Source organism: Streptomyces sp. NPDC051662 (genome assembly GCF_040681655.1).
Taxonomy (GTDB): domain Bacteria; phylum Actinomycetota; class Actinomycetes; order Streptomycetales; family Streptomycetaceae; genus Streptomyces.
The window spans coordinates 150,077-163,678 of the sequence record NZ_JBFAZD010000008.1; the positions used below are offsets into that span (position 1 = coordinate 150,077).

Below are 13,602 nucleotides of genomic sequence, written 5' to 3' on the forward strand. Positions count from 1 at the left end.
ATCCTCCAGAAAGGCAGTCCGTGAACGACCTCAACGCCCTTCCCCACGATTTCACCTGGGGCGTCGCCACCGCCGCGTACCAGGTCGAGGGAGCCGTGGCCGAGGACGGCCGTGCCCCCTCGATCTGGGACACGTTCTCGCACACCCCGGGCACGATCGACAACAACGACAATGGCGATGTGGCCTGCGACCACTACCACCGGGTGCCCGAGGACATCGGGCTGATGAAGCGGCTCGGTGTGGACGCGTACCGCTTCTCGCTCGCCTGGCCGCGGATCGTCCCCGGCGGCGACGGACCGGTGAACAAGGCCGGTCTGGACTTCTACGACCGGCTGGTGGACGGCCTGCTGGACGCCGGCATCACACCGTTCGCCACGCTCTACCACTGGGATCTGCCGCAGGCACTCCAGGACCGGGGCGGCTGGCCGGTACGGGACACCGCCGAGCACTTCGCGCGGTACGCGTCCGTCGTCGCCGAGCGCCTGGGCGACCGGGTCAAGGACTGGGCGACCCTCAACGAGCCCCTGTGCTCGTCATGGATCGGCCATCTCGAAGGCAAGATGGCGCCCGGGATCACCGATCTCACGGCGGCTGTCCGCACCTCGTTCCATCTCCATCTCGGACACGGTCTGGCGGTGCAGGCGCTCCGCGCGGCCTCCTCGGACGCCCGGATCGGCATCGTCAACAACCTCAGCCCGATCGAGCCGGCCAGCGACAGCGAGGCCGACCGCGCGGCGGCGGTACGGGCCGACGGCCATACGAACCGCTGGTGGCTCGACCCGATCCACGGCCGTGGCTATCCGCAGGACATGCTCGATCTGTACGGCGTGGAACTGCCCGAGCGCCCCGGCGATCTGGAGACCATCGCGGCGCCGCTCGACTGGCTGGGGCTGAACTACTACTTCCGCCAGATCGTGCGGGACGACCCGACCGGGGCCGCCCCGTTCGCCCAGCAGATCGACGTACCGGACGCGCGCCACACCCATATGGGCTGGGAGGTGCACGCCGACGGTCTTGAGCAGCTGCTGCTGCGGCTCACCGAGGAGTACGGCGCGCGGCGTGTCTATGTCACCGAGAACGGCGCGGCCTTCCCCGACACCGTCGCGGCGGACGGCACGGTCGACGACCCGGAGCGCAGCAGGTATCTGGACGAGCATCTGGCGGCCTGTGCGCGGGCGGTGGCGAAGGGCGTCCCGCTCGCCGGCTACTTCGCCTGGTCGCTGATGGACAACTTCGAGTGGGCGTACGGCTACGACAAGCGGTTCGGTCTGGTCCATGTGGACTACGAGACGCAGCGGCGCACCATCAAGGGCAGCGGCCACCACTACGCGGACATCATCCGCGCGGCGAACGCCCGGGGCCGTAAGGCGGCCTGACACGGGTGGTCCCACGGCGACGGCCGGAGCCACCACCCCGTCGGTGAGGGGTGGTGGCTCCGGCCGTCGCGGGGACGTACTCGAGGGTCAGCCGAGCTCGCCGGCGGGCAGCGAGGGTTCCGTACCGGTCTGCGCGACCACCGAGGCCGCCACCCGGGAGGCGAGGACGAGCATCTCCTCCAGCCGGTCGCGGGACAGCCCGGCCACCCCGCCCTCGCGGTGCGCGCCATGGGCGCTCAGCCAGCTGAGGACAGCCGCCATGAAGGCGTCTCCCGCGCCGATGGTGTTGACCACTTCGACGGCCACCGCGGGCACGGAGACCGGTTCCGCGGCGCCCGCGTAGGCCGTGCTGCCCTTGGCGCCGCGGGTGAGGATCACGAGCCTGCCCTCCCCCGCGAGCCGCCGGCAGGTCTCGTCCGGATCGGCGTCCGGCCACAGGCGCGCGAGATCCTCGTCGCTCGCCTTGACGACCTGTGCCAGCTCGCACAGCTCACGCAGCCGGCGCACGCTCAGCGCCGGGTCGATCGTCCGGTCCTCGCGCACATTGGGGTCCACCACCAGCAGGGACCGTTCGGCGCCCGCGCGCGCGGTGGCCGCGACCGCCCCGGCCGCCGGTTCGACGACCGCCGCGACCCCGCCCACGTACACCGCGGCGAACCGGTCCACCACCGCCGAGTGGTCCGGCAGCCGGAAGGTCGCGGTGTCCTGGAGATGGAAGTGGTAACTGGTGCCGTCCGGGCCCGGGTCGGCGACCGCGAGCGTGGTGGGCAGCTCCGAGCGCGCGCACAGGCCCAGTTCGGTACCGGCCGAGACCAGCCGCTGTTCGATCATCCGGGCGAAGCCGTCGCCGCCGAGCGCGCCGGCGAACCAACTGGGCGTGGCCAGCCGGGCCAGCCCCGCCGCGACATTCGCGGGCGCGCCGCCGGGCTGGGCCCGGTAGAGCTCCGGCTGGTCCGGCACCGGTACGAGGTCGATCAGCGCCTCTCCCATCACCAGGACGGCGCCGGAGGCGACCTCAAGCCCCTCGCTCACGGCTGGACCACGATCTTGCGGCCCTGGCCCGCCTTGAACCGCTCGATCGCCTGCGGGTACTCCTCCAGCGGCAGCCGGTCGCTGATGAAGACCGCGGGGTCGAGAACGCCGGTGGCGAAGAGCGCGGCGGCCCTCTCGTAGCTGTGCAGCACCGCCATGGAGCCGGTGATCGTGATCTCCTGGTTGTAGATGCGGTACGGCTCGATGACGGCGGTCGTCGCGTAGTCGGCGACGCCGAACTGGAGGAACGTACCGCCCTTGGCGACCCGGCCGAGGCCGTCCTGGATGGCGCCCGCGTTGCCGGTGGCGTCGATCACCACATCCCAGCCGCCGGACCGGTCGAACTCCTCCGCCGAGGCGCCGGTGCGCGAGCAGCCGAGCCGGTTGGCGGTCGCCAGCCGCTCCGGGTTGATGTCCAGGACATCGACGCCCGCGGCGCCGGTGCGCTTGGCCAGCTCCAGCATCATCAGACCCATGGTGCCGGAACCGTAGATCAGCACATCCGCGCCGAGGGTGGAGCGGAGCACGTCGTAGCCGCGGACCGCGCAGGACAGCGGCTCGATCAGCGCCGCGTCCTTGACATCGATGTGCTCGGGCAGCTTGACGCAGTTGGCGACCGGCGCGACGGCGAACTCGGCCGCGCCACCGGGCTTGCTGACACCGATCGCGTTCCACCGGTCGCACAGATTGCCCCGGCCGGAACGGCAGTACTTGCATTCGTTGCAGTACAGCGACGGATCGACAGCGACCTTGTCGCCCACGGACAGTTCGGTGACCTCGGAGCCGATCTCCACGATCTCCCCGGCGAACTCATGGCCGGGCACGATGGGCAGGGTGGGCGCGAACTCGCCCTGGAGAATATGCAGATCGGTACCGCAGATCCCGCACGCGGCGACGGCGACAACCACATCCCGGGGGCCGGGGGTGGGGTCGGGAACCGTCGTGACGGAGACCTTGCCGACGGCTTCGACGATCGCTGCCCTCATTACTTAACAGCTCCAAGAGAAAGGCCCTGGACCAACTTGTCCTGGGCGGCGAACCCCGCGGCGAGAACCGGCAGGGACACAACGACGGACGCGGCGCACAGCTGGGCGAGGAAGAGCCCCTGGCTGGTCACGAAGCCCGTCAGGAATACGGGGGCGGTCTGCGCCGTCACACCGGTGAGCACCCTGGCGAAGAGCAGCTCGTTCCAGCTGAAGATGAAGCAGATCAGGGAGGTGGCCGCGATACCGGGCGCGGCCACCGGCGCCACCACCCGCATCAGCACGGTGGGCAGCCGGGCGCCGTCCACCTGCGCGGCCTCGATGATGGAGACCGGCACATCCGCGAGGAAGGACTGCATCATCCATACCGCGATCGGCAGGTTCATCGAGGTGTAGAGGATGACGAGCAGCCAGATGTTGTCCAGCATCCCGATGTTCTTGGCGAAGAGATACACCGGCAGCAGTCCGGCGACGACGGGCAGCATCTTCGTGGAGAGGAAGAAGAACATGACGTCCGTCCACTTCTCCACCCGCTTGATGGAGAGCGCGTACGCCGCCGGAAGCGCCAGCACCAGCACGAACAGCGTGGAGAACAGTGACGCCGTCAGGGAGTTGATCAGCGGCGGCCAGGGGCTGGCGCCGCCTCCCTCGCCGAAGAACACCCGGTAGCTGTCGAGTGTCAGGGGCGCGCCGATGGACGGCGGGTTGGTCGCCGCGTCCGCCTCCGAGTGGAAGGAGGTCAGCAGCATCCACAGGGCCGGCAGACAGAAGACGATGCCGACGATCCAGGCCAGCAGCCCGAGCCCGGCGGAGCGCCGCCTGGCCCGCCGGGCGGCGGGGGCGTACTTGTCGATGCGGGGGCGTGACGCCGCGGTGGTGTTCGGTACGGAGAGTGTGCTCATGCCCGGTTCGCCTCCTCACTGAAGAGGGACGAGACGACACGCAGGGCGAAGGTCGCGATCACGATGGTGCCGATCACGACGACGACTCCGGCGGCCGAGGCCAGTCCGTACTCGTGAGCCTGGTAGAAGGTCTGGTAGATGGTGTACGGGAGGTTCGCGGTGCCGAGTCCGCCCGAGGTGAGCGTGAACACCGCGTCGAAGTTCTGCACGATGTAGATCGACCCGAGCAGGACGCCCAGCTCCAGATAGCGGCGCAGATGCGGCACGGTCAGAAAGCGGAACATCTGCCAGCCGGTCGCGCCGTCCAGCTTCGCGGCCTCCATGATCTCGGCGGGCCTGCTCTGGAGTCCGGCGAGCAGGATGAGCATCATGAACGGCGTCCACTGCCAGATCAGGGATGCCTCGACCGCCAGCAGCGGCATATCGGAGATCCAGTCGGGCTGGGCGGGGCTTGAGACCCCGAAGAGTCCGGTGAACCACGCCCAGCCGCCGTTGAGCAGACCGTACTCGGGGTTGTACAGGACGTGCTTCCACAGCAGCGCGGCCGAGACGGGGACCAACAGGAACGGCGTGATGAGCAGCGTACGGACAAAGCCGCGACCGATGAACTTACGGTCGAGCAGCAGGGCGAGCAGCAGTCCGAGGACCACACTGACGATCACCACGGTCGCGGTGAGCAGCACGGTGGTGAAGACCGAGTCGCGCAGACTCGCGTCGGTGAAGACGGAACCGTAGTTGGAGAGCCCGGCGAAGCTGCGGTCGTCGGGGGCGAGTGAGTTCCAGTCGAAGAGTGAGATCACCAGCGTCGCCACGAACGGCAGCTGGGTGACCGCGATCAGGAAGATCAGGGCGGGCAGCAGTGGGGCACGGGTGGCCCAGGCGCGGGCCCGGCCCGGGACTCCCCGGCCGGCGCGCCCGGGCGCCGGGGGGCGCCCGGCGCCGGCCGGGGAGAGTGGGGGGGTGCTGACGGAGGTACTCACTTCTGGTCCTTGCCTACCTTCTCGGCGAGCGCCTGCGAGTTCTTGAGCGCCTCGGCGACCGTCTTCTTGCCGGCGATGGCCGCGCTGATCTCCTGCGAGACCTTGGTGCCGAGGTCGGTGAACTCGGGGATGTCGACGAACTGGATACCGACCGTGGGACGCGGCTGGGTGCCCGGGTCACGCGGGTTGGCGTTGGCGATGGCCTGCTTGGTGACATCGGCGAAGGCCGCCGCGTCCTTCAGATAGTCCGGGTTGGTGTACGTGGAGGCGCGCTTGCCGGCGGGCACATTGGACCAGCCGATCTTCTCGCCGACGAGGTTCTCGTACTCCTTGCTGGACGCCCAGGAGATGAACTTCCACGCGTTCTCGGTCTTCGTGGACGCCTTCTGCATGCCCCAGGCCCAGGTGTACAGCCAGCCGGAGCTCTCCGTCTTGTCCACCGGCGCGGGTACGTAGCCGATCTTGCCCTTGACCGGGGAGCCCTTGGCCTCCAGCGAGCCGGCGCCGGCGGTGGCGTCGTACCACATGGCCGACTTGCCCTGCGTCATGTTGTTCAGGCACTCGGCGTAGCCGGCCTGGGGCGCGCCCGCCTCACCGTGCTTCCGTACCAGGTCGACATAGAACTGGGTGGCCTTGGTGAACTCCGGGGAGGTGAGCTGCGCCTCCCAGTCCTTGGTGAACCACGTGCCGCCCATGGTGTTGACGACGGTGGTGAGCGGCGCGATGACCTCGCCCCAGCCGGGCAGCCCGCGCAGACAGATGCCCTTCATGCCGGCCTCCGCGCCGTCCGCCTTGGCGGCGAGGTCGGCGACCTGCTGCCAGGTGGGCTTCGCGGGCATCGTCAGGTTCTTCGCCTCGAAGACGTCCTTGCGGTACATCAGGAAGGACGACTCGCCGTAGAAGGGCTGGCCGTAGAGCTTGCCGTCCTCCGCGGTGAGCGACTCCTGGAGCGGCTTGAGGATGTCGCCCTGGTCGAAGGCCTTGTCCTTGGCGGTGTACTCGTCGAGCGAGTGCAGCCACCCGTTCTTCGCGAAGAAGGGCACCTCGAAATTGCTGATGGTGGCGACGTCGTACTGGCCGGCCTGGTTGGAGAAGTCCTGGGTGATCTTGTCGCGGACGTCGTTCTCCGGGAGCACCGTGAAGTTGACCTTGATCCCGGTGTCCTTGGTGAAGTTGTCCGCGGTCAGTTTCTGCAACTCGACCATCTGCGGGTTGTTCACCATGAGCACGTTGATGGTGTCGCCACCACCGCCGGACGAAGAGGCGCCGCCCGCGCCGCTGCACCCCGCGAGAAGGGCCACCAGGGCCGCGCTCGCACCCACACGCACGCGGAGGACGCGTCGTCGTTGCTGGAGGGGCATGAGATTTCTCCTGATCATCGTTACGAGAGGGGTTTTTGGGACGGCTCTGCCCTGCCTCCCGACCGGGGAACGGACCGGGGGAAGAGAGCGAAATAGGGGGTAGTACCCGCTGATTCAGACGCGGATGACCTGCGGGCCCAGCAGTGAGTACCGCTGTGCCTCGGCCGACGGCAGACCGGCGTCCGTCACGATCGACTCGAAATCGCCGACCTCCGCGAAGCGGCAGAAGCTGACGGCGCCGAACTTGGTATGGATCCCGGCGAAGACCCGGCGGCGGGCGCTGCGCATGGCCTGGGCCTTCACCTCGCTGACGGCCGGATCGGGGGTGGTGAGGCCGTACTCGCGGGAGATGCCGTTCGCTCCGACGTACGCCAGGTCGATGACGAAGTCGGAGAGCATTCTGGTGGTCCAGTGATCGACCGTGGCCATGGTGGAGCCGCGCACCCGTCCGCCGAGCAGCAGTACGGCGATCTTCTCGGCGTCGGCGAGTGCGGTCGCCACGGCGAGGGAGGCGGTGACCACGGTCAGCTGCCGGTCGCGCGGCAGCGCCTCCGCGACGAGTTGGGGGGTGAAACCCTCGTCGATGAAGACCGTTTCCGCGTCCCCCAGGAGGTCGGCGGCGGCTGCCGCGATCCGTGACTTCTGGGGTACGAGCCGGGTGGTCCGTACCGCGAGGGTCGTCTCGAACCCGGCGCTCTCCACCGGGTAGGCACCGCCGTGGGTACGCCGTACCAGTCCATGACCTTCCAAGGCGTGCAGATCACGCCGGACGGTCTCCTTCGCGACCCGGAGTTTCGTGGCCAGTGCGCTGACTTCCACTGACCCGTCACGTCGGGCGATCTCAAGAATTTCTCGTCGTCGTTCGTCGGTGTCCACGGTGACACACTTCCCTGCTTTGCTGCGGCTCAGCACCCGTTCGGGCTCATGGATCGTTTGTACAAGCAAGGGACCCGCTGCGACCAGCTTCTTCGCTGCATCGACTGTGTCCGTTCATGCCCGTTTCGTCAAGAGCGTTTGCGCTGGTCATCACGGGTTAAAGGGTCGGTGTTGCGCGGATCACTGCCCGAATACCGCTTCCTTCGCGCCCGTTCGGTGCCCGGTGCGGTCCGTGCTTTACACGCGGGCGGCGCCCGTATACGCAAAATCGCCCGCTAAACATTCCGCGGCGGGCCACGGAGAATCCATGGCCCGCCGCGGGGTTCCGCGCTACCGGTGAGGTCAGCCGTACACCCCGAACTCAAAGAGCGAGTAGCCCCAAGCGGTGCCCCGCACAGTCGCGTTGATCCGCACATACCGCGCGTCCCCGGCGACGTCGTGGTCGTCGATCCCGCCGTTGCCGTCGGTGACGGTCCTCAGCGTGGCCCAGTCCTGACCGTTGTCGGAGGTCTGGAGGGTGTAGCCCTTGGCGTACGCGGCCTCCCAGGCCAGCTGCACATGCCGGAACGTTGTCTTCCGCCCCAGGTCGACCTGGATCCACTGCGGGTCGCTCCAGTCGCTGGCCCAGCGGGTGTCGAACGAGCCGTCGACGGCGTTGCCCGCGGGGCAGGGGCAGCCGGTGCCGCTCGGCTGGAACGAGGAGGCCGTGGCCGGCCTGCCCTGGGCGAGATTGGTCCCGTCCACCGGCGGCGGCACCACCTTGAAGGACTTCGTCTCGATACCGACATTGCCCTTGCCGTCGGACGCCTTGACATAGACCTTCCACACCCCGAGCCGCTCGGGCGCGGTGACCCTGAAGGTGCCGTTGCCCGTGTCGGTGAATCGGACGTCCGTCAACTGCCCCGAGTTGTCGAGGTACTTGCTGCCCAGGAGCAGTTGGTAGGTGAGCGGATCGCCGTCCGGGTCCGAGACCGATGTCCGTACGGTGAACTCCCGGCCGGCCGGGACCGAGGCGGCGCCGTCGACCGACATCGAGGAGATCACCGGCGGAGTGTTGTCGGCGGAGGTGTTGCCGCCGTAGGCGCGCTTCACCGCGTAGTACGAGAGCCGCTTCTGGCCCGCGGGGAGCAGATTGAACCAGACGCCGCCGAAGTCGTACTCGGTGCCGTAGTGGAAGAGCGTCGCACCGAGCGCCACACCCGGGTGACCGGTGATACAGCCCCACGCCTTGGTGTAGCCGCTCGCCTTGGCGGTGTCGGCGGGCTCGTCGGGCACTCCGTTGGCGTCGTCGGGCACCTCCCACTCACCGGCGGGACCGCCCTCGGTGACGATATACGGCTTGGTGTAGCCGCCGTCCTCCCAGGTCTTGCGGATATTGCAGACATCGCCGTAGGAGTTCACCGCGTACAGATCGAGGTCCGGCGCGTTGCGCTTGTAGTACGGCCAGGCCCCGGTCCAGGCGTCCGTCGAGGTCACCGGGTGGTTGGGGTCGACCGCGTGGATCTTCTTCGTGATCTCGTTGACGAAGGTGGTGTACGCGTCGCGCTGCTGCTCCAGCGCGGTGCCGCTGTAGCAGTTCTGCAGCCCGAGGACGGACTCGTTGCCCACATTCCACATCAGGACGCCGGGGTGGTCCTTGTAGGTCTCCACCCATCTGGGGAACTCCGCGAGCATGTTGTTCTTGTAGGTGGTGTCCGTCAGATAGTCGACACAGCCACCGCTGCCGGGACCGCCGCCCGGCTGGAGCCAGAAGCCGGCGATGACCTTGACTCCGTTGGCCGCCGCCGCGTCGAACAGCGGTTTGCTGGTGGCGTCGGTGCCCCAGGTGCGTACGGTGTTGGCGCCCATCGACTTCACGTCGGGCATGTACCGCGCGGCGTCCGCCACCGCGGGGCCCCAGGTCAGGCCCTTGACCTGGTAGGGCGCACCATCGACGGTCAGCTGCCAGGAGCCCTGCGATCCGGTGACCTTGACGACGCTGCCGGCGGCGTGCGCGGCGGGGGCCGGGAGGGCCACCGCGCAGGCGGCGAAGAGCGCGGCGACGGCGACCGGGGCCAGACGGCGCGCTCGGCCGGCCGGCCGGCGGACCGGGTGTACGGCGGGTGGGTGCATGAGGTGGTGTCTCCTCGGGAAGTGGGGGGCGTGGGGTGCGGGCGCGAGCATGGGAGAGCGCTCTCCTCGATGGGTGCGCGGCATCCATCGGGGAGAGCGCACAGCTCAGGGGAGTTCGTAGTCCGTGTTGAGCGCGGCCCCCGCCTCGGGGTGGGTCTGGTCGTAGCCGCGGGCGTCACACTGGAGTCCGCCCACGACACAGTGCTGGACCAGCGCGTTCAGCGTCGCGTCGTCCCACGCGTTGAAGAAGTCGTAGTGGAACGAGTGCCCCGTACCGCTGGCCAGTCTGACCTGTGACATATCGCCGTTGACGGGCCAGGCCATCTTGAACTCGATCATCGGCAGAGCCACCGGATGCGAGGTCGGGCAGACGTCCTGGTTGGCGCCCTGCGCGACCGGATAGGCCATATGGCTCTGGTGGTTCGGGGTGTCCAGATACTTTCCGTCCCAGCAACTCGGCGCCTGGAAACGGAGGTTGAGCTGAACGTCCTGGGCTGTCGGGCAGGACGCCGGGAATTCGGTGTTGTTGTACTGGTTCCCGCACTCCCAGCCCTCCACCCAGCCCGGGTGGTTGCGGAACTCGGCGGCCGACTGCATCGGGTTGCCGACGACATAGCGCAGCCCCTTGGGGAAGGGCCGCACCGAGCGGTAGTCGGTGACACCCGACTTGTAGTAGATGACCTGCGGACCGACCGGCGGGACCGCCACATCACCCTTGAACAGGGTCGGCATCCAGTACGCGGACCTGTCGCCCGGCGCCTTGCACGCCGTGCCGCCGCCGCTCAGCGAGGCCGTGGTGCTGTAGGCGTCGGTCGTCCTGTTGCCCATGAACGTGTGATCGTGCGACTTGCCGGGCTGACCGGGGAACACGATCGGGTCGTCCGGCCTGGTGTGGGTGACCGAGCAGTTCGCCTGGAACTCGTGGAAGTAGCGGTGCGGGGGTATCTCGGTGGACGGCTCCACCCCGGTCACGGGCGGGTTCGCCGGTATGTAGCCGTCCCCGTCGGGATCGTCGCCCGACGGTACGGGGACGGCGGGGGCCATCTTGTGCCCGGCGTGGGCGGCCGACGCCGCCTGCCCGGCCGCGGCCGGCCGGTCGGCCGCGCGCGGGGTGGAACTGGCGTTGGCGCTGTCCGGAATCGCGGAGAACCCGAAGGCCACCAGAGCCAGTGCGGTGGCGACGAGTAACGCGGACATCAGGGCGGTGGTGCGGAATCTCTCGGCCATGCGGACCTCCATGCCGCTTGGAATCACTGCGGGAGAGCGCTCTCCAAGGCCGTGTCAGTGTTACGCCGTCGCTGAGAGGGTGTCAATACTCTGTGAACGATCCCGGGCGCGGCCCTTGTTGCCGCTCACGCGCCGGACACGGCACGATGCGACAAGCCCGGAATGCGAAAGCTCCCGGGCGGCTTGACGATTGGTGAACGGCCGCGTTCGGCGGTGCGTATCCCTCCCCGGCGGGACGCACTGGCGGGGCACGGCACATCCGACGGATAACCAGGAGCGCACGCATGAGTGGTACTGCCCAGATCGGTGTCACGGGGCTCGCGGTGATGGGCCGCAACCTCGCCCGTAACTTCGCCCGCAACGGCTTCACCGTCGCCGTGCACAACCGCACCGCGTCGAAGACCCGCGCTCTGGTGGACGAGTTCGGTGACGAGGGCGCCTTCGTCGCCGCCGAGTCGGCGGCGGAGTTCGTCGCCGCGCTGGAGCGGCCGAGGCGTCTGGTCATCATGGTCAAGGCCGGCGAGCCGACGGACGCCGTGATCGAGGAGTTCGCCCCGCTGCTGGAGGACGGCGACGTCATCATCGACGGCGGCAACGCCCACTTCGCGGACACCCGGCGCCGGGAGCGGGAACTGCGCGAGCGCGGTATCCACTTCGTGGGTGTGGGCATCTCGGGCGGTGAGGAGGGGGCGCTGCACGGGCCGAGCATCATGCCGGGCGGATCCGCCGAGTCGTACGCGTCGCTCGGCCCGCTGCTGGAGCGGATCGCCGCGAAGGCCCCCGATGGCGCGCCTTGTGTGACACATATCGGCCCCGACGGCGCGGGCCATTTCGTGAAGATGGTGCACAACGGCATCGAGTACGCCGATATGCAGCTGATCGCCGAGGCGTACCACCTGCTGCGGTCCGTGGCGGGCTACTCCCCCGCGAAGATCGCGGAGACCTTCCGGTCATGGAACACCGGCCGGCTCGACTCGTATCTGATCGAGATCACGGCGGAGGTGCTGGCCCATACGGATGAGGCGACCGGCAAGCCGTTCGTGGACATCGTGACCGACCAGGCCGAGCAGAAGGGCACCGGCCGCTGGACGGTACAGATCGCCCTCGATCTGGGGGTTCCGGTCTCCGGCATCGCCGAGGCCGTCTTCGCCCGTTCGCTGTCCGGCCACGCCGCGCTGCGCGAGGCGTCCCGGGAGCTGGCCGGTCCGACGGCCGCGCCGCTCGGCGAGGCGGACGCGGCGCGCTTCGCCGACCAGGTCGAGCAGGCGCTGTACGCGTCGAAGATCGTGTCGTACACACAGGGCTTCCACCAGATCCAGGCGGGCAGCGAGGAGTACGGCTGGGACATCGACCTCGGTTCCGTCGCCGCGATCTGGCGGGCGGGCTGCATCATCCGCGCCGCGTTCCTCGACCGGATCCGCGGGGCGTTCGACACCCGGCCCGACCTGCCGAGCCTGCTCTCCGACAAGCAGTTCGCGGAGGAGATCGGCGCGGCGCAGGACGACTGGCGCGCGGTGGTCGCGGCGGCCGTGCACCAGGGGGTGCCGACGCCGGGCTTCGCCGCGGCGCTCGCGTACTACGACGCGCTGCGCGCCGAGCGGCTGCCCGCCGCGCTCACGCAGGGGCAGCGCGACTTCTTCGGCGCACACACCTACCGGCGCACGGACCGTGAGGGCTCGTTCCACACCCTCTGGGGCGGCGACCGCTCCGAGGTCTCGGCCGGCTAGGTCTTGTCCCGGGAGCCCAGTGGCCCCGGTGAGGGCTCCGGCTCCGGTACGGGGTCGGGGCCCGGCGGGTGCGGGACGGGTGCGGGTTCGGGCATGGGCACGGGGCTCGGCGGTGAGGGGATGGGCTCCGGCGCGGGGCCCGGCCCCGGCACCGGCCCCGGCGGGCCCGGCGGCGGGGTGGGCGCCGGCGGTACGGGATCGGGGAAGGAGCTGGTCATGCCGGACCTCCAGAAGTACGGGAGTCGTGCGTTCCCAATGTCTCCCGGAGCGCGTGCCCACGCTCGCCGGATCCACGCGTAGCCGTACGCGTCCGCTCGCCGGATCCGCGCGTACCCGCGCGTGTCCGCTCGCCGTACCCGCGCGGGGGATCAGATGGCGACGGCGGCGGCAGCGGCGGCGTTGAGCCCGGGACGCGGGCTGGAGAACACGGGGATGTCACTCGTGGCGCGCTCGGCCGCGTCGGCCATCGACGCCTGGGCGAGCACGATCACATCGGCTTCGGTGACGGCGTCGACGGCGGCGGCCACCGCGTTCAGATAGCCGTCGCGGTCGCCGGCCTCGAAGCGCTCCCACGCGCCCTCGACCAGTACGGTACGCACCTCGATACGGCGCTCCCCCGCCTCCTGCCGGATCAGCGCCACCGTCGCTCCCAGGGTGCTGTCCAGCGCGGCGACCACCACGACCCGGTCGGCCGCGGCGGCGGCCACGGCCATGGGCCGGTCGACCCGCAGGACGGGCACGCCGAGGGCGGGGGCGGCCCGCTCCGCGACCTCGCCGATGGTCGAGCAGGTGCACAGCGCGGCGGTCGCGCCCTCGGCGACGGCGACGGCGAGCGCCGATTCGACATCGGCGGCGACGGCGTCCGGGCCCTCGGCCCTGGCCCGGCTGAGCAGGGACTCGTCCACAAGATGACGCAGGACGAGTCCTGGATGGTCGGCGTCCCGCAGGGCGTCGAAGACCGGAATGTGAACCGGTGAGGTGTGCAGCAGCGCCAGCATGATCGCGATGCTAGACGGCCTTCGGCCC

At 69.5% G+C, this 13,602-nt stretch carries 12 protein-coding genes; 2 read left to right on the forward strand and 10 right to left on the reverse strand.

From position 1 onward, the window contains the following. Nucleotides 1-20: 20 nt before the first annotated feature. Nucleotides 21-1,376, forward strand: coding sequence for a GH1 family beta-glucosidase (locus tag AB0M67_RS15805; RefSeq protein ID WP_365745930.1), 1,356 nt, complete (start codon nucleotides 21-23; stop codon nucleotides 1,374-1,376). Nucleotides 1,377-1,463: 87 nt separating this feature from the next. Here the strand turns inward: AB0M67_RS15805 and AB0M67_RS15810 are convergent, their stop codons facing one another. The 8 genes from AB0M67_RS15810 to AB0M67_RS15845 all read right to left on the reverse strand — a co-directional run bounded on the left by AB0M67_RS15810 (nucleotide 1,464) and on the right by AB0M67_RS15845 (nucleotide 10,849). Further along, nucleotides 1,464-2,408, reverse strand: coding sequence for a PfkB family carbohydrate kinase (locus AB0M67_RS15810; protein WP_365745931.1), 945 nt, complete (start codon nucleotides 2,406-2,408; stop codon nucleotides 1,464-1,466). Further along, nucleotides 2,405-3,394 carry a zinc-dependent alcohol dehydrogenase family protein gene (locus AB0M67_RS15815; RefSeq protein WP_365745932.1) on the reverse strand — a complete coding sequence of 330 codons (990 nt, stop codon included), beginning with the start codon at nucleotides 3,392-3,394 and terminating at the stop codon, nucleotides 2,405-2,407. The genes AB0M67_RS15810 and AB0M67_RS15815 overlap by 4 nt, the downstream gene beginning before the upstream one ends. Further along, a complete protein-coding gene (locus AB0M67_RS15820; RefSeq protein WP_365745933.1) occupies nucleotides 3,394-4,293 on the reverse strand; it encodes a carbohydrate ABC transporter permease in 900 nt (299 codons plus the stop codon). The genes AB0M67_RS15815 and AB0M67_RS15820 overlap by 1 nt, the downstream gene beginning before the upstream one ends. After that, nucleotides 4,290-5,273, reverse strand: a complete 984-nt coding sequence (locus AB0M67_RS15825; RefSeq protein ID WP_365745934.1) for a sugar ABC transporter permease — start codon at nucleotides 5,271-5,273, stop codon at nucleotides 4,290-4,292. Before AB0M67_RS15825 ends, AB0M67_RS15820 begins: the two co-directional genes overlap by 4 nt. After that, complete coding sequence (locus tag AB0M67_RS15830) at nucleotides 5,270-6,634, reverse strand: sugar ABC transporter substrate-binding protein (protein WP_365745935.1); 1,365 nt, start codon at nucleotides 6,632-6,634, stop codon at nucleotides 5,270-5,272. Before AB0M67_RS15830 ends, AB0M67_RS15825 begins: the two co-directional genes overlap by 4 nt. Before the next feature lie 114 nt (nucleotides 6,635-6,748). Beyond that, nucleotides 6,749-7,510, reverse strand: coding sequence for a DeoR/GlpR family DNA-binding transcription regulator (locus tag AB0M67_RS15835; protein WP_365745936.1), 762 nt, complete (start codon nucleotides 7,508-7,510; stop codon nucleotides 6,749-6,751). A gap of 342 nt (nucleotides 7,511-7,852) precedes the next feature. Further along, complete coding sequence (locus AB0M67_RS15840; protein ID WP_365745937.1) at nucleotides 7,853-9,622, reverse strand: discoidin domain-containing protein; 1,770 nt, start codon at nucleotides 9,620-9,622, stop codon at nucleotides 7,853-7,855. A 105-nt stretch (nucleotides 9,623-9,727) separates the two neighbouring features. Further along, nucleotides 9,728-10,849 (reverse strand): DUF1996 domain-containing protein, encoded by a 1,122-nt coding sequence (locus tag AB0M67_RS15845; protein ID WP_365745938.1) that lies wholly within the window; start codon nucleotides 10,847-10,849, stop codon nucleotides 9,728-9,730. Between the two features lie 284 nt (nucleotides 10,850-11,133). Between AB0M67_RS15845 and gndA the strand changes: the two genes are divergently transcribed. Next, nucleotides 11,134-12,576, forward strand: a complete 1,443-nt coding sequence (gene gndA, locus AB0M67_RS15850) for an NADP-dependent phosphogluconate dehydrogenase (RefSeq protein WP_365745939.1) — start codon at nucleotides 11,134-11,136, stop codon at nucleotides 12,574-12,576. Here the strand turns inward: gndA and AB0M67_RS15855 are convergent. Together AB0M67_RS15855 and AB0M67_RS15860 are read right to left on the reverse strand one after the other, a co-directional pair. Beyond that, nucleotides 12,573-12,794 carry a hypothetical protein gene (locus AB0M67_RS15855; RefSeq protein WP_365745940.1) on the reverse strand — a complete coding sequence of 74 codons (222 nt, stop codon included), beginning with the start codon at nucleotides 12,792-12,794 and terminating at the stop codon, nucleotides 12,573-12,575. The two genes, gndA and AB0M67_RS15855, sit on opposite strands and share 4 nt — an antisense overlap. Nucleotides 12,795-12,944: 150 nt before the next feature. Then, complete coding sequence (locus tag AB0M67_RS15860) at nucleotides 12,945-13,574, reverse strand: aspartate/glutamate racemase family protein (protein WP_365745941.1); 630 nt, start codon at nucleotides 13,572-13,574, stop codon at nucleotides 12,945-12,947. Between the last annotated feature and the right edge of the window lie 28 nt (nucleotides 13,575-13,602).